Here is a 20,867-nt window from a genome sequence, read left to right on the forward strand (position 1 = left end):
TGACTAAGTAGTACAAAAAGTACAACTAGGAGACACGATGTCAAACGTAATCTTGGAAACAAGAAATTTGACCAAGGAATTCAAGGGATTCACCGCTGTGAGCGACGTGAACCTGAAGGTAGAGCGGGGCCATATCCACGCCTTGATCGGTCCGAACGGCGCCGGCAAGACCACGTGTTTCAACTTGCTCACCAAATTCCTGGTCCCCACTTCCGGACAGATCCTGTTCAATGGGAAAGATATCACGGCCGCCAAACCAGCCCAGATCGCGCGCATGGGCGTGATCCGTTCCTTCCAGATTTCCGCCGTCTTCCCGCATTTATCCGTGCTGCAAAATGTACGCATCGGCTTGCAGCGCCAGCTCGGCACCTCGTTTCACTTCTGGCAAAGCGAACGCGCATTGAACCAGCTCAACGACCGCGCCATGGCCTTGCTGGCCGAAGTCGACTTGACGGAATTCGCGGACACCATCACGGTCGACATGCCGTACGGCCGCAAGCGGGCGCTGGAAATTGCCACCACCCTGGCGATGGAGCCGGAAATGATGCTGCTCGACGAACCGACGCAAGGCATGGGCCATGAAGACGTGCACCGCGTGACGGAATTGATCAAAAAAGTGTCGGCTGGCCGCACTATTTTGATGGTGGAACACAATATGAGCGTGGTTTCCGGCATCTGCGACAAGATTTCCGTCCTGCAGCGCGGCGCCATGCTGGCCGAAGGCAGTTACGCGGAAGTGTCGCGCAATCCGCAAGTGATGGAAGCGTACATGGGCACCACCCACGCGGAACTGGAAGGGGCGCATTGATGGCGACACGAGCGAATGGCAGCGCACCCGCGCTGGAAATTACACAACTGCACACCTGGTATGGCGAATCGCACATCCTGCACGACGTCAATCTGAAAGTGGAGCAGGGCGAGGTGGTGACTTTGCTGGGCCGCAACGGCGCCGGCCGCACCACCACCTTGCGCGCCATCATGGGGCTGACGGGCGCACGCACGGGCTCCATCAAAGTCAACGGCGTCGAAGCGATAGGTTTGGCCACGCACAAAATCGCCCACCTGGGCATCGGGTATTGTCCTGAAGAGCGCGGCATTTTTTCCTCGCTGTCGACGGAGGAAAACCTGTTGCTGCCGCCGACCCTGGCCAGCGGCGAGAAGGGCATGTCGGTGGAGGAAATCTACGCGATGTTCCCGAACTTGCAGGAACGCCGCCACAGCCAGGGCACGCGCCTGTCGGGCGGGGAACAGCAGATGCTGGCCGTGGCGCGCATCCTGCGCACGGGCGCGCGTTTGCTGCTGCTCGATGAAATTTCCGAAGGCCTGGCGCCCGTCATCGTGCAAGGCTTGGCGCGCATGATCACCACCCTGAAAGCAAAGGGTTACACCATCGTCATGGTGGAACAGAATTTCCGGTTTGCCGCGCCGCTGGCGGACCGGTTTTATGTGATGGAGCACGGTCAGATCGTCGAGACTTTTGCTGCATCCGAACTGGAGGCCAAGATGCCGGTATTGACCGAGCTGCTTGGCGTGTAGTCCCCATGTAGTCTGTTGTACTCGTCATCGTCCAGCAATCGACTGAATAGCAAACAATAATCCCAACGGAGACACTATGAAACGTAACGCTATCGCCATTGCCACCGCCACTCTTTGCGCCCTGGGCTTGTCCAGCGCCGCGCACGCCCAGGTATCGGGCGACACCATCAAGATCGGTTTTATTTCCGATATGTCGGGCGTGTATTCCGACGTCGACGGCCTCGGTGGCGCGGAAGCCATCAAGATGGCGATCGCCGATGCCGGCGTGGTACTGGCCGGCAAAAAGGTGGAATTCATTTCCGCCGACCATCAAAACAAGGCCGACATCGCCGCCTCGAAGGCGCGCGAATGGTTCGACCAGCAGGGCGTCGACATGCTGATCGGCGGCACCAATTCCGGCGCCAGCCTGGCCATGGCCAAGGTGGCGGCGGAAAAGAAGAAAATTTTTATCGCCATCGGCGCCGGTTCGTCGCGCCTGACGAATGAGGAATGCACGCCGTACACCGTGCATTATGCGTATGACACGGTGGCGCTGGCGCGCGGCACGGGCGGCACCATCGTCAAGCAGGGCGGCAAGAACTGGTATTTCATGACGGCCGATTATGCGTTTGGCCATTCGCTGGAAAAAGACACGGCCGAGGTCGTCAAGGCGGCCGGCGGCAAGGTGCTGGGCAGCGTCAAGCATCCGCTGGGCGCCTCGGATTTCTCTTCCTTCCTGCTGCAGGCGCAAGCGGCAAAACCGCAAATCCTCGGTCTGGCCAATGCCGGTGGCGACGCCATCAACAGCATCAAGGCGGCCAACGAGTTTGGCCTGACGAAATCGATGAAGCTGGCCGGCTTGCTGATCTTCATCAATGATATCCATTCGCTGGGCTTGAACTTGACGCAGGGCATGTACCTGACGGACGGCTGGTACTGGGACTTGAATGCGGAGACGCGCGCCTGGTCGAAACGCTATTTCGCCAAGATGAAGAAGGAACCGTCGATGCTGCAGGCGGCCGATTACTCGGCCGCGGCGAACTACCTGAAAGCCGTCAAGGCGCTGGGTACGGACGACACCGAGAAGGTCATGGCCTATCTGAAAAAGACCAAGATCAACGACATGTTTACCCAGAATGGCGAAGTGCGTCCCGATGGCCGCATGGTGCACGATATGTATTTGATGGAAGTCAAGAAACCGTCCGAGTCGAAGTACCCATGGGATTACTACAAGGTGGTCGCCACCGTGCCCGGCGCGCAAGCGTATGTGACCAAGGCCGAGTCGAAGTGTTCGCTGTGGAAGTAATGCTGTAGCACTCTCTACAGGGTGCCCGCCGCTGCGCGGGTGCTCTGTCCTGCACGCTTCGCCCGCAGGGTTCGCCTTGCGCCGCCGCTCCCGTTTGCGGTGGCGCGTTTCCCTTGATACCACACCGCTACCCGGCGGTGCTTTTTATACTGTGATGCCATGGAAATTTTCGGCGTTCCAATACAAGCGATGATGAGCCAGCTGCTGCTGGGTCTCGTCAACGGCTCGTTCTATGCCATGTTGTCCCTCGGTCTGGCCGTCATCTTCGGCTTGCTTAATGTGATTAATTTCTCGCACGGCGCCATGTACATGATGGGCGCCTTCCTGGCCTGGATGGGCCTCAGCTATTTCGACATCAATTACTGGGCCATGCTGGTCATCGCCCCTATCCTCGTCGGCCTGGTCGGCATCCTGATCGAAAAGACCATGCTGCGCTGGCTGTATAAACTCGACCACCTGTATGGCTTGCTGCTGACCTTCGGCATCACCCTGATCATGGAAGGCGTGTTCCGTTCCTTCTATGGCGTCTCGGGCCAGCCGTATGCCGTGCCCGAAGCGCTGGCCGGCGCGACGGACCTGGGTTTCATGATCTTGCCGAACTACCGCGCCTGGGTGGTCATCGCCTCGCTCTCCGTCTGCCTGGCGACCTGGTTCGTCATCGAAAAAACCAAGCTGGGCGCCTACCTGCGGGCCGGCACGGAAAACCCGAAACTGGTGGAAGCGTTCGGCATCAACGTGCCGCTGATGGTGACGTTGACGTTCGGCTTCGGCGTGGCCCTGGCCGGTTTCGCCGGCGTGCTGGCGGCGCCCATCATCCAGGTCTCGCCGCTGATGGGCTCGAACCTGATCATCGTCGTGTTTGCCGTGGTGGTGATTGGCGGCATGGGATCCATCATGGGTTCCATCCTGACGGGCCTGGGCCTGGGCGTGATCGAGGGCCTGACCCGCGTGTTCTACCCGGAAGGCTCGGCCACCGTGGTGTTCGTGGTGATGGTCATCGTGCTGCTGCTGCGTCCCGCCGGCCTGTTCGGCAAAGAAAAGTAATCCTCATCAGTCATGTATTGGAGCTACCACGATGAATAAGAATGTAGGCTACGCCATTGCCTTGCTGCTGGCGTTGGCGGCCCCGTTTTACGGCTATCCCGTCTTCCTGATGAAGTTGCTGTGCTTTGCCCTGTTTGCCTGCGCTTTCAACTTGCTGATCGGCTACACGGGCTTGCTGTCGTTCGGCCATGCGGCCTTCTTCGGCGGCGCCGGCTATGTCACCGGCTACGCGCTGCGCACCTGGGGTTGGCCAACGGAACTGGGATTGCTGGCCGGCGTCGCCACGGGCGCCTTGCTGGGCCTGGTGATCGGCGGCCTGGCGATCCGCCGCCAGGGCATCTACTTTACGATGATCACCCTGGCGCTGGCGCAGATGGTGTACTTCCTGGCCTTGCGCCTGCCGTTCACGGGGGGCGAGGATGGCTTGCAGGGTGTTCCACGTGGAACCTTGCTGGGCACGATAGACCTGGGCAATGACACCGTCTTGTACTACGTCGTGCTGGCGATTTTTGTCGCCGGCTTCGCCTTGATCGTGCGCACCATCCACTCGCCGTTCGGACAAGTGCTCAAGGCGATCAAGGAAAACGAACCGCGCGCCATCTCGCTGGGCTACGACGTCAACAAGTACAAGCTGATGGCCATCGTGCTGTCCGCTTCGCTGGCCGCGCTGGCCGGCGCCACCAAGACGCTGGTGCTGGGCTTTGAAACCCTCACCGACGTGTACTGGGGCATGTCGGGCCTCGTTGTGCTGATGACACTGGTGGGCGGCATGGGCACCTTGTCCGGCCCCATCCTCGGCGCCGTGTTGATCATCGCGCTGGAAAACAAGCTGGGCGATGTCGGCACCTACCTGGCCACGCACACGGGCATCGAGTGGTTCGGCACCCTGGGCGAATCGGTGGGCATGGTGACCGGCGTGATCTTTGTCATCTGCGTGCTGATGTTCCGGCGCGGCATCGTCGGAGAAGCCATCGCGCGCTTCGGCGGCAGGCCAGCCAAAGCGGCTGTCTGATTTTCAAGCAACGCCGGACGGATCGTCCGGCGTTTTTCATTGTGCGTCCACTGTTACCTTAACGGAGAGAACCACCATGCAAACGACGATCACGCGCGCGGGGAGCAGCCTGTGCACCCTGCTGGCGTTGGCAGCCTGCGGCAGCAATCATGCACCGGAAGAACGGAACCAGATACCGGGCTACCTGGGCACCATCACGCGGACCGACTACGACGGCAAGACGAACGATCTGCTGACGGCCGGCCTGGGCAAGACGGGGCTGGCGGGAGCGACTCCCGCGTATGCGAATGCGGAACAGCCGACGCCGGTCGAATTGCGCCGCAATGCGATCTACGCCAATTACCGCGCCGTGCTCGACATTGCCGCCAACAGCGGCTACGGCACCTTGTACGGACCGAACGTGGATGCGTCCGGGACCGTGGGCACGGGCGAAGGCTTGATCGCCGGCAGCGAATACATCGCGTATGCTGACGATGGCACGGGCAAGAAGAATGTCACCTTGATGGTGCAGGTGCCGGCCAGCTTCGACCCGGACCATGCCTGCATCGTCACGGGCACGTCCAGCGGCTCGCGCGGCATTTACGGCGCCATCGGCAGCTCGGGCGAATGGGGGCTGAAAAAGGGTTGCGCCGTGGCGTATGCCGACAAGGGTTCCGGCACGGGCCTGTATGTGTTTGAAGATGACAGCGTCAACCTGCAGAACGGCGTGCGCGCGGGCAGGGTGGCCGCCGGCAAGAACGCGCTCTTCGCGCCCGACTTGAGCGATGCCGACCGGCTGGCCTGGGCCGCTGCCAACCCGAACCGCATCGCCTTTAAGCACGCGCATTCGCAGCAGAATCCCGAGAAGGATTGGGGCAAGGTCACCTTGCAGGCCATCGAGATGGCGTATTACGTGTTGAACGAACGCTATGGCGTGCTGGCCCGCGACGGCAGTTCGCGCGTCGTGCGGCTGACGCCGAAGAACACGATCACGATTGCCTCCAGCATTTCCAACGGCGCCGGCTCGGCCTTGCTGGCGGCGGAACAGGATAGCAAGGGCTTGATCGGCGGCGTGGCGGCCAGCGAGCCGCAAGTCCAGCCGGCGCCATCGACTGCCTATAGCGTGCGCCAGGGCGGGGCGGTGGTGGCCAATCCGGGCCGCGCGCTGTTCGACTACGCCACCTATGCCGCCCTGTACCAGCCGTGCATCGCTTCCGTGGCAGGCAATGCGGGACGCTGTACGGCGCTGGTGACCAAGGGCTTGCTGAACGGCGCCGACTTGGCGGCGCAGCAGGCGGACGCGAAACAGCGCTTGCGCGCGTATGGCTGGTTAGTGGATTCCGATCCGCTGCAGGCGGCGCACGCGGGCACGAATATCCTCGTGGCCGTCACGTATGCGTATGCCTACGGCAAATTCTCCGTGACCGATAAGGTGTGCGGTTTCACGTTTGCGCAGACGGATCTCAGCGGTAATCCGATCGCGTTTACCACGGCGCAAAAGGCTGTCAGCTTTGCCGCGCAGAGCGGCATCGTGGGCAATGTCGTGTACGAGAACAGCGTGGGCGGCGCCAGGGTGTACACGGCGGGGGTATCGCCATCGAGCAGCCTGGCGGACCAGTCGCTCGACGGCTTCCTGTGCCTGCGCAGCCTGGCGACGGGACGCGATGCCGTCAGCAACGCCAACTTGCAGGGTACGCTGGCCGCGCAAAGCGTGCGCGTGCGGGCAGGCATGACCGAGGTGCAGGCGACGGGCAAACTCAATGGCAAGCCGGCCCTCATCGTGCATGGCCGCAGCGACACCTTGATTCCCGTCAATCACGCCTCGCGCGCTTATCTGGGGCTGAACGCAGCGGTGGAAGGGACGAATAGCCGCCTGCGTTATATCGAGGTGACCAACGCCAACCACTTCGATTCCTTCAGCAGCGCCTTGCCGACCCTGATCGTACCGCTGCACGTGTACCTGAACCGCGCGCTGGACGCCATGTATGCGCACTTGAACGCCAAGCAAGCCTTGCCGCCATCGCAGGTGGTGCGCACGGTGACGCGCGCCGATGCGTCGACCCTGATCACGAATGTCAACGTGCCGGCCATTGCGGCAACGCCGGCGGCCGGTAATGTCATCAGCGTGACGGGCACGGTGGTAGATATTCCCAACTAGCGGCTGCTTGTGGTCGCAAGGCTAGCCACGCGCCATGCGTGGCTTTTTTTATGTCTTGACAGCGTATGGCCTTACAGCGCGGCCGCATAGATGGCGCGCGCATCGCTGCGCGTGACGGGACGGGGATTGTTGCCCAGCAAGCGCGTCTGCAGCATGGCTTCATCGGCCAGCCGGTCCAGGTCGCTGGCCGCGATGCCCACCTCGCGCAGGGTGCGCGCGATGCCCGTGGCCGAGGCAATTGCCTGCATGGCGTCGATCAGGGCGTTCGCCCGCGCCTCGTCGCTGCCCGTAATGCCGGGCTGCACGATGGCTGCCAGTTGCGCGTACAGGGGCGCCGCGTGGGACAGATTAAAGCGCAGCACGTGCGGCAGCACCAGCGCATTCGACAAGCCATGTGGCACGTGGAACAGTCCTCCGATGGGATAGGCGAGCGCATGCACGGCGGCCACGGGGGCGTTGGCAAACGCCTGGCCGGCCAGCATGGCGCCCAGCAGCATGGCTTGGCGCGCCGGCAAGTGGCTGCCATCGCGGCAGGCCGTGAGCAGATTGGCGGACAGCAGCGACAGCGCCTGGCTGGCCAGCATGTCGGACAAGGGATTTTTCAGCAGGCGGCTGGTGTACGCTTCGATCGCATGCACCATGGCGTCGATGCCGGTGGCGGCCGTCACGGCGGGCGGCAAGCCCAGAGTCAGGCTGGCGTCGAGGATGGCCAGGTCCGCATACAGTTGCGGCGCCACCACGCCCATCTTGCTGGTGGCGCCCGTGGTGACGATGGCGATGTGCGTCACTTCCGAGCCCGTGCCCGCTGTGGTCGGCAATTGCACCAGGGGCAGGCGCTGACCGTGGACATTGCCGATGCCATACAGTTGGGCCAGCTCCTGGTGGCCGGGGACCAGCACGGCGATCAGCTTGGCCACGTCCAGCGAGCTGCCGCCACCGAGGCCGATAATCAGTTCCACGTGAAACATCCGGGCCTGGGCCACGCCTGCCAGCACGATGGCTTCGGGCGGATCGGCTTGCACGTCGGAAAAAACATGGGTGTCGATGCCCGCCGTCCGCAAGCTGTGCAGAGGGGCATCGGCCAGTCCCGTCCGCAGAAACCCTGCATCGGTGACGAGCAGGGCGCGGCGGACGGTGGGGAAGTGGTGGGCGATATGCGCGCCCAGCTGGGCGGCGGCGCCCGGTTCAACGATCAGGTGCGGCACGGTGCGGAACTGGAAGGCGGGCATGCAGACTCCTGGCGGCAAGGACAGACGCCAAGCTTACTCCGCTTTCCCGCGCCGCGCATGTTTCACGTGGAACCGTTTAGTCTTGCAGCTGACTGGCCAACCCCAGGCTCACGAGCAGCGACAGGCTGGAAACGGCCACCAGCACGCGGAACGTGCGCGCATCTTGCCGATACTCGCGCACGGCCGCATAGGCCAGTCCGGCACCCATCAGCAGGTTGAGCAACAGTAGCTTGCTCATTCCCACTCCAGCGCGCCGCGTTTCCATTCATAGGCCAGGCCGATGGTCAGTACGCCCAGGAAACCCATGACGGCCCAGAAGCCGGGCAAGCCCAGTTCATTGACGTTGGCCGCCCACGGCATCAGGAAGATCACCTCGATATCGAACAGGATGAACAGGATGGCCACCAGGTAGAAGCGGATGTCGAACTTCATGCGCGCATCGCCGAACGCTTCGAAGCCGCATTCGTACGGCGACAGTTTTTGCGGGTCCGGCTTGTGCGGACCCAGCGTGCGGCCCAGCAGCATGGGCACGATGCCGACCAGGATGCCGATCAGAATGAACAGGAGGACGGGAAAATAGTTTTCGAGGAGCATGGGGATTCCTCTCAGTGGCTGGACGACAGTTTCATCAACACGATGCCGCACACGATGAGGACGGCGGCGCACACGCGCATGGTATTGACTTGCTCGCCCAGAAAGACGATGCCGACGATGAAGGCGCCGACGGCGCCGATACCCGTCCAGATGGTGTAGGCCGTGCCCAGGGGCAGGGTGCGCATGGCCAGCGACAGCAAGCCGAAGCTGGCGATCATCATGACGATGGTAACAACGGAGGGAGTGAGTTTGGTGAAACCCTCGGAGAGTTTCATCGAGTATGCCCACACGACTTCAAACATGCCGGCAATGAGTAACAGTATCCAGGCCATGGCGGCTCCTTATACAGAGCGGGCCGTCCCGGTGTGTTCCCATGATGGGGGAGGCCGTCCTCCTGGATGCTCGTCCCGCTGGCCACTGGCGTGGTCACGTTGGCGGACGATGCGGCAATTGTAGCAAACATTTCACGCCACCGCAGCCCTCTGCCTGACCACGCTGCGTGTTCCACGTGAAACAGAAATCGTCGTTGGCTTGCCCCTGCTGAGTAAAAATTAAGCAAAAAATGCGCTGCGCAAGGTTGCGCTTGCAAAAAGACTCTATAATCGGAGCTCTCATCCCGCATTTTTACTTGCACTGTTACCTATTTATCATGTTATTTCCTACAGAATTCGACGTCATCGTTGTCGGTGGTGGTCACGCCGGTACCGAGGCGGCCCTCGCTTCCGCCCGCATGGGGCAGAAGACGCTATTGCTCACGCATAATATTGAGACACTGGGCCAGATGTCGTGCAACCCTTCCATCGGCGGCATCGGCAAGGGCCACCTGGTCAAGGAAGTCGATGCCATGGGCGGCGCGATGGCGATCGCCACCGACGAGTCCGGCATCCAGTTCCGCATCCTGAATTCCTCGAAAGGCCCGGCAGTCCGCGCCACGCGCGCCCAGGCCGACCGTATTTTGTACAAGGCCGCCATCCGTACGCGCCTGGAAAACCAGACTAACCTGTGGCTGTTCCAGCAAGCCGTCGATGATCTGATCGTCGAAGGCGACCGGGTCGTCGGCGCCGTGACGCAGATCGGCTTGAAGTTTCTCGCGCGCGCCGTCGTGTTGACGGCCGGAACCTTCCTCGACGGCAAGATCCACGTGGGCTTGAATAACTATTCGGCCGGCCGTGCCGGCGACCCGCCCGCCATCTCCTTGTCGGCCCGCCTGAAAGAGCTGAAACTGCCGCAGGGCCGCCTGAAAACGGGCACGCCGCCGCGCATCGATGGCCGCACGATCGACTTTTCCGTGATGCAAGAGCAACCGGGCGACCTCGATCCCGTGCCCGTGTTTTCCGTGATGGGCAATACGGCCATGCACCCGCGCCAAGTGCCGTGCTGGGTCACGCATACGAATAGCCAGACGCACGACATCATCCGCGCCGGCCTGGACCGCAGCCCCATGTATACGGGCGTGATCGAAGGCGTGGGGCCCCGCTATTGCCCCTCGATCGAAGACAAGATCCACCGTTTCTCGGGCAAGGAATCGCACCAGATTTTCCTCGAGCCGGAAGGCTTGACGACGCATGAGTTCTATCCGAACGGCATCTCCACGAGCTTGCCGTTCGACGTGCAGATCGCTCTGGTGCAATCGATGAAAGGCATGGAAAACGCGCACATCCTGCGTCCCGGTTATGCCATCGAATACGATTATTTCGACCCGCGCGGCTTGAAGGCCTCGCTGGAAACGAAGGCCGTCGCCGGCCTGTTCTTTGCCGGCCAGATCAACGGCACCACAGGCTACGAGGAAGCGGCCGCGCAAGGCATGCTGGCGGGCCTGAATGCGGCCTTGCTGACGCAGGATAAGGAAGCCTGGGTACCGGGCCGCTCCGAGGCCTATCTGGGCGTGCTGGTCGACGATCTGATCACGCAGGGCGTGCAGGAACCGTACCGCATGTTTACCAGCCGCGCCGAGTACCGTTTGAGCCTGCGCGAAGACAATGCCGACATGCGCCTGACGGAAATCGGCCGCGCTCTGGGCTGCGTGGGCGACGCCCAGTGGCAGGCGTTTGAAACGAAGCGCGAAGCGGTGGCGCGCGAGCTCGAGCGCCTGCGTTCCACGTGGGTCAACCCGCGCATCCTGGCGGCCGCCGAATCGGAACGCATCGTCGGCCAGGCCATCGAGCGCGAGTATTCGCTGGCGGACTTGCTGCGCCGTCCGAACGTCGCCTACGACACCTTGATGAGCATGACGGGCATCGAAGGCCAGGCCCTGGCCGGCCCCGGCGTGGAAGACGCGGCCGTGCGCGAGCAGGTGGAAATCCAGCTCAAATACGCAGGCTACATCGAGCGCCAGAGCAAGGAAATCGAGCGCCACGAACACTATGAAAACCTGGCCTTGCCAGAGGGTTTCAACTACCTGGACATCGGCGCGCTGTCCGTCGAAGTGCGGCAAAAACTCGACAAGCAGCGCCCGGAAACCCTGGGCCAGGCTTCGCGCATTTCCGGCGTGACGCCGGCGGCGATTTCGCTGCTGCTGGTTCACCTGAAAAAGCGCGGCTTCGGTGCCGCGCAGACCACCACTTTAAAGGATGAGGTTGTTGAATGAAGCAGTTTGACCGGGCCGCATTGGCCCAGATTTTGAATGAAGGCATCGCCACGCTGGGGCTGGACCTGAGCGCGGATCAGACGGAAAAACTGCTCGATTACCTGGCCTTGCTGGCCAAATGGAACAGCGTGTACAACCTGACGTCGGTGCGCGATCCGCTGCAGATGCTGACCCTGCACGTGCTCGATTCGCTGGCCGCCGTGCCGGCATTCGCGCAGGCGAAAAACGTGCTCGACGTGGGCGCCGGCGGCGGCTTGCCGGGCATGGTGCTGGCCATCGCGCGGCCCGATGTGAAGGTGTCGATGATCGACACGGTGCATAAAAAGACGGCATTCCTGACGCAAGTGAAGGCCGAACTGGGCCTCGCCAACGTGACCGTGTACACGAAACGCGTGGAACAGCTGGAAGTGCAGCAGAAATTCGACGTGATCACCTCGCGCGCCTTTGCCGACCTGTCCGACTTCGTCAACTGGTCGAATCACGTGCTGGCCGAGGGCGGGCAATTCATCGCCTTGAAAGGGGTGGCACCGCCAGACGAGCGCGAGAGACTGCCGGCAGACTGGCAAGTGACGGAATTACGGCCTATCCAGGTGCCAGGGCTAAATGCAGAGCGTCATCTGGTCTTTATAGCAAGAATTTAAAAGCCGGAAATTAAACGGTATAAATCATATAAACAGTTTATACGGTATAAACGATATGAATGATTTATATCGTATAAATGAAATAAATAATATAAATCGTTTCGGCCGGATGCCGGGGCGCACGATGAAGTTTGCATCTCTTTACAATTAGAAGATACATGGCCAAAATTTTTTGTGTAGCAAATCAAAAGGGTGGTGTTGGTAAAACCACAACAAGCGTCAACCTCTCCGCCGGTCTGGCCAAGTTGAACCAGCGCGTGCTGCTGGTCGACCTCGACCCGCAGGGCAACGCGACCATGGGCGCCGGCATCAACAAGGCCGGCCTGAAGGCGTCCACCTATGAAGTGATGCTGGGCGAGTCCGATGTCAAGACGGCACGCCAGCGTTCGGAAGCGGGGCGTTTCGATGTCTTGCCGTCGAACCGCGAACTGGCCGGCGCGGAAGTGGAGATGGTCGAACTGGACAACCGCGAACGCCGCCTGAAGGATGCGCTGGCCGAAGTGGATGGCGAATACGACTTCATATTAGTAGATTGCCCACCGGCATTATCGATGCTGACCCTGAATGGCCTGTGCGCCGCGCATGGCGTGATCATCCCGATGCAATGCGAGTACTACGCGCTGGAAGGTTTGTCCGACCTGGTCAACACCATCAAGAAGGTGCACGCCAACCTGAACCCGGATCTGAAGATCATCGGCTTGCTGCGCGTGATGTTCGATCCGCGCATGACATTATCGCAACAAGTGTCGGCGCAGCTGGAGCAGCACTTCGGCGACAAGGTATTCAATACCATCATCCCGCGCAACGTCCGTCTGGCCGAAGCGCCATCGTACGGCTTGCCCGGCGTGACCTTCGACCCCAGCTCGAAAGGTGCCCAGGCGTATATCGCCTTCGGCGCCGAGATGGTCGAACGCATCAAACATATGTAAACAAGGGGCGAGCGCCTGCACATTGTGATGTAAGCGCTTACTCTGAAAACACGATTAGGACAGCATGGCTACGAAAAAATTAAAAGGACTGGGTCGCGGACTCGACGCCCTGTTGGGCGGCGGCGGCGACTTTGCCAGTCCGGACACGAATCAACCGTCGAACTTGCCCGTGTCGCAAATGCAAGCCGGCAAATATCAGCCGCGCACGCGCATGGACGAGGGGGCCCTGAATGAACTGGCCGCCTCGATCAAGGCGCAGGGGCTGATGCAGCCGATCCTGGTGCGGCCGATCGGGCAAGATACCTTGAGCGGCGTGATCAAATATGAAATCATCGCCGGCGAACGCCGTTTCCGCGCCTCGCAACTGGCTGGCCTGACGGAAGTGCCGGTGCTGGTGCGCGACGTGGACGATTTGGCGGCCGCCGCCATGGCGCTGATCGAGAACATCCAGCGCGAAGACTTGAATCCGCTGGAAGAGGCGCAGGGCATTCACCGCCTGATCGCCGACTTCAGTTTTACGCATGAGCAAGCGGCCACTGCGCTGGGACGCTCGCGCAGCGCCGTGTCGAACCTGTTGCGTTTGATGAACCTGGCTGCTCCCGTGCAAACCATGCTGATGGCCGGCGATATCGACATGGGCCATGCGCGCGCGCTGCTGGCCGTCGATGCGGCCAGCCAGATCACCCTGGCGAACCAGGTCGTGGCCAAGCGCCTGTCGGTGCGTGAAACGGAAAAGCTCGTCACGCGCACGGTCGAGGAAGCGGCCAACCCGGTCGAACCGCGGCAGAAGGAAAAGTCCGGCGACATCGCGCGCCTGGAAGAAGAGTTGTCCGATGCGCTGGCCACGCCCGTGGTGTTCAAGATGGGCAACAAGGGCCGTGGCCAATTGGTGATTGATTTTGCCGATCTTGACGTGCTCGATGGTTTGTTGACCCGCTTGCGTGGTTAAATAGCAAGCTGCAAAGACAGGGGCCATGCGGGTATGGACGATCCGGCCATGCTTTCCAGATGCACCACGTGATTCCTTGATAACACGGCTGGAAGCGGCCAGACAAGCGACTTTGCCATATAGTGGTGCAAAAGGCGGCGAATAGTCGGTAAAGCGTCAGTTTCACGCAGCAATTGCCCTGCTGCGGTGCAGCAACGTTTGACTCTATAGATCAAAGCCAACTATAATCCCGTGTCTTTGCGTGTGTAGATTTTTCTGGGAACTTGGCAATTGAGTGATTCACAACAAAGTATTGCCAAGCCAGTCTACAAAGTAGTTGCATTGCAGCTAGCAATCGCTATCAGCTTTGCCACGGTCACCCTGTTTTTCGGTGGCAATGTCAGAGGCTGGTCCGCCGCATACGGCGGCGCTATCGCAGTCATCGGTAGCCTGGTGTATGCCCTGTTGGTGGTTCGCGGTTCTAGCGACGCCAATAAGGCATTCCGGGCGCATTTGCGCGCAGAAGTGGTGAAAATATTTATCACAGCGGTGCTGTTTATATTGGCACTGGTGTTGTTTCAGTCGGCCGCCTGGTTATGGCTGATCTTGGGTTTCGCGGTGGCAACCTTAGCATACTGGTTTTCATTGCTCGCTGTTTAATCATTGGTTTTGGGGCCTGTTGAGCTCTGAAACGACAAATCTAAATTCATTATGACCACAGAACACGCTATTGAAGCGGGCCATGCTGCCCCGGCCAACGCCACAGAATACATCAGTCACCATCTGGCCCACCTGAGAAGTGCCGACGGCATGATCAATCTGGATACGTTCTGGATTTCGGCCATTCTGGGCTTTGTTTTCCTGGCTGTTTTCTATATGGCGTCGCGCCGCGCGACGGCTGGTGTCCCTGGCAAGTTGCAAAACTTCGTCGAAATGGTCATGGAAATCGTCAATGACACTATTAATGGGGCCTTCCACGCGAAAAGCAAGGTCATCGCGCCGCTGGCCATCACTATTTTTGTGTGGGTCTGGTTGCTCAACGCGATGGACTTCCTGCCGGTTGACCTGTTGCCGAAGATCTTGAGCTGGTTTGGCGTGCATAAACTGCGCGCCGTGCCGACCGCCGACGTCAACCACACCTTCGCCATGTCGCTGTCGGTCGTGCTGTGCGTGATCGCCTTCTCGATCAAGGCCAAGGGCCTGGGCGGCTGGATCAAGGAACTGTTCACGGCACCGTTCCATGCGAGCGGCCTGATCGGCACGATCGCCCTGGCACCTGTCAATTTCCTGCTGCAAATGGTTGAGCTGGTTGCAAAACTGATCTCCCTGTCGCTGCGACTGTTCGGCAATATGTATGCCGGCGAACTGATTTTCATCTTGATCGCGTTGTTGCCTTGGTGGGCACAGTGGGCGTTGGGTGGTCCATGGGCAATTTTCCATATCTTGATTGTAACTTTGCAAGCTTTTGTGTTTATGGCGTTGACGGTTGTGTATCTGAGCCTTGCGGTTGAGAAACATTAATCATTAACTTTATATTTTGTTTTTTTAGTATCTTTCGTTTTTAAATTTAGGAGAATTTTATGCAAGCTCTGATCGCACAAGTACAAAGCATGACCGTTCTGGCAGCAGCAATCATCATCGGCCTGGCCGCAATCGGCACCGCTCTGGGCTTCGCTATCTTGGGTGGCAAATTCCTGGAAGCTTCGGCACGTCAACCAGAACTGATGCCACAACTGCAAACCAAACTGTTCGTTATCGCTGGTCTGCTGGATGCTATCTCGATGATCGGCGTTGGTGTTGCTCTGCTGTACACGTTCGCTAACCCGTTCCTGTCCGCTCTGACGGCTGTTGCTCAGTAATTCGCTCCAACCCTAGGAGAAACTTTTAGTTAGGAGCAAAGGTATGGACATCAATATGTCGCTCATCGGCCAGATGATCACCTTCGCGGTGTTGGTCTGGTTCTCGATGAAGTTCGTATTTCCAGCGCTGAACAACGCGCTGGATGAGCGTGCCAAACGAATCGCGGATGGATTGGCTGCGGCCGATCAAGGTCAGGCTTCGATGGCTGTCGCTGAAAAGCGTGCGCAAGAGGCATTGAACAGTGCACGTGAAGAAGCGTCGCAACGCGTTGCGGACGCTGAAAAGCGCGCGCAGCTGGTTGCTGAAGAGATCAAGCAAAATGCACAAGCTGAAGCTGCGCGTATCATTGCGCAAGCCCAGTCGGACGCCGAACAGCAACTGTCGAAAGCACGCGAACAATTGCGCGCTCAGGTGGCTGACCTGGCTGTCAAGGGTGCCGAGCAGATCTTGAAGCGTGAAGTAAACGCTACGGCTCACGCCGAAATGTTGCAGCGTCTTGCTGTCGAGCTGTAATCATGGCAGAACTCGCAACCGTCGCCCGTCCCTACGCGGAAGCTTTGTTCCGCGTAGCCCAAGCTGGTAAGGAGTCAAGCAACCTCGCGGCGTGGTCCGAACTGGTGTCCGAACTGGCACAGATCGGTAGCCACCCCGAGGTACAGGCGTACGCGCGCAATCCGAAAGTTTCGGAAAGCGACGTCGCCGCCACCATCCTGTCGTTGTTGAAATCGCCGCTCAATGAGGAAGTGAAAAACTTCGTCACGATGTTGATCGAAAATGGCCGCATCAGCCTGCTGCCGGAAATCGGCGCGCAATTCCATGCCTTGAAAAATGGCCTGGAAGGTGCGGCTGACGCCGAGATCACGAGCGCTTTCGATCTGAGCGAAGGCCAAACGGCCGAGCTGGTCGCAACGCTGGAAAAGAAATTCAGTCGTAAGCTCAACCCTGCCGTCACAGTGGATCCATCGCTGCTCGGCGGCGTGCGCGTGGTTGTTGGCGACCAAGTGCTCGACACCTCGGTGCGCGCCAAGCTGCAGCAACTGCACGCTGCACTGGTGTCGTAAGACACGCGCTTCGGCAGGCCAGCTTAGACAGACCCTTACCCCTCGCGCAAGCTGAGAGAAACACTTTTAGGAGTTAGTATGCAACTCAACCCATCTGAAATCAGCGAGTTGATCAAGAGCCGGATCCAAGGTCTTGACGGCGGCGCTGAAGTGCGTAATCAAGGCACGGTTATTTCCGTCGCCGACGGTATCTGCCGCATCCACGGTTTGTCGGACGTGATGCAAGGCGAGATGCTGGAATTCCCAGGCAACACGTTTGGCCTGGCCATGAATCTGGAACGCGACTCCGTCGGTTCCGTGATTCTGGGTGCCTACGAGCACATCTCCGAAGGCGACACGGTGAAATGCACCGGCCGCATTCTGGAAGTGCCAGTCGGTCCTGAGCTGCTCGGCCGCGTTGTCAACGCGCTGGGTCAGCCGATCGACGGCAAAGGCGCCATCGAGACCAAACTGACGGCCGCGATTGAAAAAATCGCCCCGGGCGTGATCGCCCGTGAATCCGTTTCGCAACCAATGCAAACCGGCCTGAAATCGATCGATGCGATGGTTCCAGTTGGCCGCGGCCAGCGCGAACTGATCATCGGCGACCGTCAAACCGGCAAGTCGGCTGTGGCGATTGATGCGATCATCAATCAAAAAGGCCAGGGCATGAAGTGTATCTACGTCGCGATTGGCCAAAAAGCCTCGTCGATCAAGAACATCGTGCGCTCGCTGGAACAGCACGGCGCGATGGAATACACCATCGTTGTCGCCGCTTCCGCTTCGGAATCGGCCGCCATGCAATACATCTCGCCGTACTCCGGTTGCGCCATGGGCGAATACTTCCGTGACCGCGGTGAAGATGCACTGATCGTCTACGATGATCTGTCCAAACAAGCTGTTGCATACCGTCAAATCTCGCTGCTGCTGCGCCGTCCACCAGGTCGCGAAGCGTACCCAGGCGACGTGTTCTACCTGCACAGCCGCCTGCTGGAACGCGCAGCACGCGTGAACGCCGACTATGTCGAGAAGTTCACCGACGGCGCCGTCAAAGGCAAGACCGGTTCCCTGACGGCACTGCCGATCATTGAAACGCAAGCTGGCGACGTGTCCGCATTCGTTCCAACCAACGTGATTTCGATTACCGACGGTCAGATCTTCCTGGAAACCTCGCTGTTCAACGCCGGTATCCGTCCTGCAATTAACGCCGGTATTTCCGTATCGCGCGTCGGTGGCGCCGCCCAGACCAAGGTCATCAAAAACCTGTCCGGCGGTATCCGTACCGACTTGGCGCAGTACCGTGAACTGGCCGCGTTTGCGCAGTTCGCTTCGGACCTGGATGAATCGACCCGCAAGCAGCTGGACCGCGGTGCGCGCGTAACGGAATTGCTCAAGCAAGCCCAATACTCGCCACTGTCGATCTCGCTGATGGCCGTATCGCTGTTCTCGGTGAACAAAGGCTTCATGGACGACGTGCCAGTCAAGCAAGTGCTGTCGTTTGAAGCTGGTGTCCACGCTTACATGAAGACCAAGCAAGCTGCTCTGCTGGCCAAGATCGAAGAAACCAAGCAACTCGACAAAGACAGCGAAGCAACTCTGTCGGCGGCCATTGCTGATTTCAAGAAATCCGGCGCATATTAAGCGGCCAGGCGGCGCCCACCTTTGAGTGAGGCGCCGCCCTACGCGCAGAAGGAGTAAGGACTCATGGCATCAAGCAAAGAGATACGAGGCAAGATCAAGAGCGTAGAGAATACGAAGAAGATCACCAAGGCGATGGAAATGGTCGCCGCGTCCAAAATGCGCAAGGCGCAAGACCGGATGCGGGCCGCCCGTCCCTACAGTGACAAGATTCGGAATATCGCCGCCAATCTGGCGACCGCCAATCCGGAATACACGCACCCGTTCCTGGCAGCTGCCCAGGGTACGCAAGCGAAGGCAGTGGGTTTCATCGTTGTCACGACCGACAAGGGTCTGTGCGGCGGCATGAACACCAACATCCTGCGCCAGGTGACGTCGAAGTCGCGCGAGCTGGAAGCAGCTGGCAACCGGGTTGAAGCAGTTGCCATCGGTAACAAGGGTTTGGGTTTTTTGAATCGCATCGGCGTCAAGATCATTGCGCACGCCATTCAAACCGGTGATACGCCCCACCTGGACAAATTGATCGGACCCGTCAAGGTCATGCTCGAAGAGTTCCAGGCAGGCAAGATCGATGCAGTGTACCTGTGCTACACCAAATTCATCAACACGATGAAACAGGAACCAGTCGTGGAGCAATTGCTGCCCCTGACGGCCGACAAGATGGTCGCCGACAAGGGCGCCCACTCGTGGGATTACATCTACGAGCCGGACGCGCAAAGCGTGATCGACGAATTGCTGGAGCGCTATGTAGAAGCGCTGGTGTACCAGGCAGTCGCGGAGAATCTGGCGTCCGAGCAATCGGCACGGATGGTCGCGATGAAAGCTGCAAGCGACAACGCGGGTAGTGTGATCGGCGAATTGAAGCTGATCTACAACAAGACCCGTCAAGCTGCGATTACCAAAGAACTCTCCGAAATCGTCGCCGGTGCGGCTGCGGTTTAAACGAATTTAACTATATTGAAGGAACGAACATGGCTGATGGCAAAATCGTTCAGTGTATCGGCGCTGTGGTGGACGTTGAGTTTCCCCGCAACGCGATGCCTAAGGTATTTGATGCCTTGAAGATGGCAGGCTCGGAACTGACCCTGGAAGTACAACAGCAGTTGGGCGACGGCATTGTCCGTACCATTGCACTCGGCTCGTCCGATGGCCTGCGTCGCGGCATGATGATCCAGAACACCGGCAAACCTATCATGGTGCCAGTCGGTAAAGCAACCCTGGGTCGCATCATGGACGTGCTGGGCAACCCGATCGACGAATGCGGCCCTGTGTCGCACGAGCAGATCGCGTCGATCCACCGCACCGCTCCTGCATACGACGAACTGTCGCCATCGCAAGAACTGCTGGAAACCGGCATCAAGGTGATCGACCTGGTGTGCCCGTTTGCAAAAGGCGGTAAAGTTGGTTTGTTCGGCGGCGCTGGCGTAGGCAAGACCGTGAACATGATGGAACTGATTAACAACATCGCCAAGGCACACAGCGGCGTGTCCGTGTTTGCCGGCGTTGGTGAGCGTACCCGTGAAGGTAACGACTTCTACCACGAGATGGCTGACGCGAAAGTGGTCGATCTGGAAAACCCAGAGAACTCCAAAGTGGCGATGGTCTACGGTCAGATGAATGAACCGCCAGGTAACCGTCTGCGTGTCGCGCTGACCGGCCTGACGATCGCTGAATCGTTCCGTGATGAAGGCAAGGACGTTCTGTTCTTCGTCGACAACATCTACCGCTTCACGCTGGCCGGTACCGAAGTATCGGCACTGCTGGGCCGTATGCCATCGGCTGTGGGTTACCAACCGACCCTGGCGGAAGAAATGGGCCGTCTGCAAGAGCGTATCACGTCGACCAAGACCGGTTCGATCACCTCGATCCAGGCCGTCTACGTTCCAGCCGATGATTACACCGATCCGTCGCCTGCTACCACGTTTGCTCACTTGGATTCGACCGTTGCGCTGTCGCGTGACATCGCTTCCCTGGGTATCTACCCAGCCGTGGACCCACTGGATTCGACCTCGCGTCAGCTGGATCCGTTGATCGTTGGTCAAGAGCACTATGACACCGCGCGTGCCGTGCAAACGACCCTGCAACGCTACAAGGAATTGCGCGACATTATCGCGATTCTGGGTATGGACGAGCTGGCACCGGAAGACAAACTGCTGGTCGCCCGCGCACGTAAGATGCAGCGTTTCCTGTCGCAGCCTTTCCACGTCGCTGAAGTCTTTACCGGCGCGCCTGGTAAATACGTTTCGCTCAAAGACACGATCAAGGGCTTCAAAATGATCGCTTCGGGCGAACTCGATCACCTGCCGGAACAAGCGTTCTACATGGTCGGCACGATCGAAGAAGCAATCGAAAAAGCCAAGAAACTTAACTAAGTTAAGTCTGGGCCTAACCCCGCCCGTTACACGGC

General features: G+C 59.5%; 22 protein-coding genes. 18 read left to right on the forward strand and 4 right to left on the reverse strand.

Annotation, left to right across the window (positions count from 1 at the left end; translation table 11 throughout):
- Positions 1-37: 37 nt before the first annotated feature.
- The 6 genes from O3299_RS19995 to O3299_RS20020 all read left to right on the forward strand — a co-directional run bounded on the left by O3299_RS19995 (position 38) and on the right by O3299_RS20020 (position 7,014).
- Positions 38-808, forward strand: a complete 771-nt coding sequence (locus O3299_RS19995; RefSeq protein WP_034752653.1) for an ABC transporter ATP-binding protein — start codon at positions 38-40, stop codon at positions 806-808.
- A complete protein-coding gene (locus tag O3299_RS20000) occupies positions 808-1,536 on the forward strand; it encodes an ABC transporter ATP-binding protein (protein WP_305063060.1) in 729 nt (242 codons plus the stop codon). Before O3299_RS19995 ends, O3299_RS20000 begins: the two co-directional genes overlap by 1 nt.
- 76 nt (positions 1,537-1,612) lie before the next feature.
- Positions 1,613-2,821, forward strand: a complete 1,209-nt coding sequence (locus O3299_RS20005; protein WP_099665952.1) for an ABC transporter substrate-binding protein — start codon at positions 1,613-1,615, stop codon at positions 2,819-2,821.
- Positions 2,822-2,980: 159 nt separating this feature from the next.
- Positions 2,981-3,865 carry a branched-chain amino acid ABC transporter permease gene (locus O3299_RS20010; RefSeq protein ID WP_034752662.1) on the forward strand — a complete coding sequence of 295 codons (885 nt, stop codon included), beginning with the start codon at positions 2,981-2,983 and terminating at the stop codon, positions 3,863-3,865.
- A gap of 31 nt (positions 3,866-3,896) precedes the next feature.
- Positions 3,897-4,877 (forward strand): branched-chain amino acid ABC transporter permease, encoded by a 981-nt coding sequence (locus O3299_RS20015; RefSeq protein ID WP_035823444.1) that lies wholly within the window; start codon positions 3,897-3,899, stop codon positions 4,875-4,877.
- 76 nt (positions 4,878-4,953) lie between these two features.
- The gene (locus O3299_RS20020; RefSeq protein WP_305063061.1) at positions 4,954-7,014 is read left to right on the forward strand and encodes a 3-hydroxybutyrate oligomer hydrolase family protein; all 2,061 of its coding nucleotides are present in this window, start codon (positions 4,954-4,956) and stop codon (positions 7,012-7,014) included.
- 71 nt (positions 7,015-7,085) lie between these two features.
- Here O3299_RS20020 and O3299_RS20025 read toward each other — a convergent pair whose 3' ends face one another.
- The 4 genes from O3299_RS20025 to sugE all read right to left on the reverse strand — a co-directional run bounded on the left by O3299_RS20025 (position 7,086) and on the right by sugE (position 9,169).
- Positions 7,086-8,243: an iron-containing alcohol dehydrogenase gene (locus O3299_RS20025; protein ID WP_251349592.1), complete on the reverse strand. Its 1,158-nt coding sequence runs from the start codon at positions 8,241-8,243 to the stop codon at positions 7,086-7,088.
- 76 nt (positions 8,244-8,319) lie between these two features.
- Positions 8,320-8,481 (reverse strand): hypothetical protein, encoded by a 162-nt coding sequence (locus tag O3299_RS20030; RefSeq protein ID WP_305063062.1) that lies wholly within the window; start codon positions 8,479-8,481, stop codon positions 8,320-8,322.
- Positions 8,478-8,837: an NADH-quinone oxidoreductase subunit A gene (locus O3299_RS20035; RefSeq protein ID WP_305063063.1), complete on the reverse strand. Its 360-nt coding sequence runs from the start codon at positions 8,835-8,837 to the stop codon at positions 8,478-8,480. Before O3299_RS20035 ends, O3299_RS20030 begins: the two co-directional genes overlap by 4 nt.
- A gap of 11 nt (positions 8,838-8,848) precedes the next feature.
- Positions 8,849-9,169 (reverse strand): quaternary ammonium compound efflux SMR transporter SugE, encoded by a 321-nt coding sequence (gene sugE, locus O3299_RS20040; protein ID WP_099665947.1) that lies wholly within the window; start codon positions 9,167-9,169, stop codon positions 8,849-8,851.
- Between the two features lie 317 nt (positions 9,170-9,486).
- Here sugE and mnmG point away from each other — a divergent pair, with 317 nt between their 5' ends.
- The 12 genes from mnmG to atpD all read left to right on the forward strand — a co-directional run bounded on the left by mnmG (position 9,487) and on the right by atpD (position 20,832).
- Positions 9,487-11,424 carry a tRNA uridine-5-carboxymethylaminomethyl(34) synthesis enzyme MnmG gene (gene mnmG / locus O3299_RS20045; RefSeq protein ID WP_251349586.1) on the forward strand — a complete coding sequence of 646 codons (1,938 nt, stop codon included), beginning with the start codon at positions 9,487-9,489 and terminating at the stop codon, positions 11,422-11,424.
- Complete coding sequence (gene rsmG, locus O3299_RS20050) at positions 11,421-12,065, forward strand: 16S rRNA (guanine(527)-N(7))-methyltransferase RsmG (RefSeq protein WP_305063064.1); 645 nt, start codon at positions 11,421-11,423, stop codon at positions 12,063-12,065. The genes mnmG and rsmG overlap by 4 nt, the downstream gene beginning before the upstream one ends.
- Positions 12,066-12,223: 158 nt before the next feature.
- Positions 12,224-12,994: a ParA family protein gene (locus O3299_RS20055; protein WP_034752687.1), complete on the forward strand. Its 771-nt coding sequence runs from the start codon at positions 12,224-12,226 to the stop codon at positions 12,992-12,994.
- Positions 12,995-13,058: 64 nt separating this feature from the next.
- Positions 13,059-13,943 carry a ParB/RepB/Spo0J family partition protein gene (locus tag O3299_RS20060; RefSeq protein WP_077398372.1) on the forward strand — a complete coding sequence of 295 codons (885 nt, stop codon included), beginning with the start codon at positions 13,059-13,061 and terminating at the stop codon, positions 13,941-13,943.
- Between the two features lie 270 nt (positions 13,944-14,213).
- On the forward strand, positions 14,214-14,582 hold the full coding sequence (locus O3299_RS20065; RefSeq protein ID WP_035823464.1) for an ATP synthase subunit I: 369 nt from the start codon (positions 14,214-14,216) through the stop codon (positions 14,580-14,582).
- A gap of 51 nt (positions 14,583-14,633) precedes the next feature.
- Complete coding sequence (atpB, locus tag O3299_RS20070) at positions 14,634-15,443, forward strand: F0F1 ATP synthase subunit A (protein WP_046681851.1); 810 nt, start codon at positions 14,634-14,636, stop codon at positions 15,441-15,443.
- 59 nt (positions 15,444-15,502) lie between these two features.
- Positions 15,503-15,781 (forward strand): F0F1 ATP synthase subunit C, encoded by a 279-nt coding sequence (gene atpE, locus O3299_RS20075; RefSeq protein WP_034752695.1) that lies wholly within the window; start codon positions 15,503-15,505, stop codon positions 15,779-15,781.
- A 43-nt stretch (positions 15,782-15,824) separates the two neighbouring features.
- A complete protein-coding gene (locus O3299_RS20080) occupies positions 15,825-16,295 on the forward strand; it encodes a F0F1 ATP synthase subunit B (protein ID WP_034752697.1) in 471 nt (156 codons plus the stop codon).
- A gap of 2 nt (positions 16,296-16,297) precedes the next feature.
- Positions 16,298-16,843: a F0F1 ATP synthase subunit delta gene (locus O3299_RS20085; RefSeq protein ID WP_034752699.1), complete on the forward strand. Its 546-nt coding sequence runs from the start codon at positions 16,298-16,300 to the stop codon at positions 16,841-16,843.
- Positions 16,844-16,921: 78 nt separating this feature from the next.
- Entirely contained in the window at positions 16,922-18,463 is a 1,542-nt protein-coding gene (gene atpA / locus O3299_RS20090; RefSeq protein WP_034752701.1) for a F0F1 ATP synthase subunit alpha, read from the forward strand.
- 63 nt (positions 18,464-18,526) lie between these two features.
- Positions 18,527-19,402 (forward strand): F0F1 ATP synthase subunit gamma, encoded by an 876-nt coding sequence (atpG, locus tag O3299_RS20095; protein WP_034783836.1) that lies wholly within the window; start codon positions 18,527-18,529, stop codon positions 19,400-19,402.
- Positions 19,403-19,431: 29 nt separating this feature from the next.
- Positions 19,432-20,832 (forward strand): F0F1 ATP synthase subunit beta, encoded by a 1,401-nt coding sequence (atpD, locus tag O3299_RS20100; protein ID WP_034752705.1) that lies wholly within the window; start codon positions 19,432-19,434, stop codon positions 20,830-20,832.
- Positions 20,833-20,867 lie beyond the last annotated feature (35 nt).

The sequence above is a fragment of the Janthinobacterium sp. SUN176 genome (assembly GCF_030587335.1).
Classification (GTDB): Bacteria; Pseudomonadota; Gammaproteobacteria; order Burkholderiales; family Burkholderiaceae_D; genus Janthinobacterium; species Janthinobacterium kumbetense.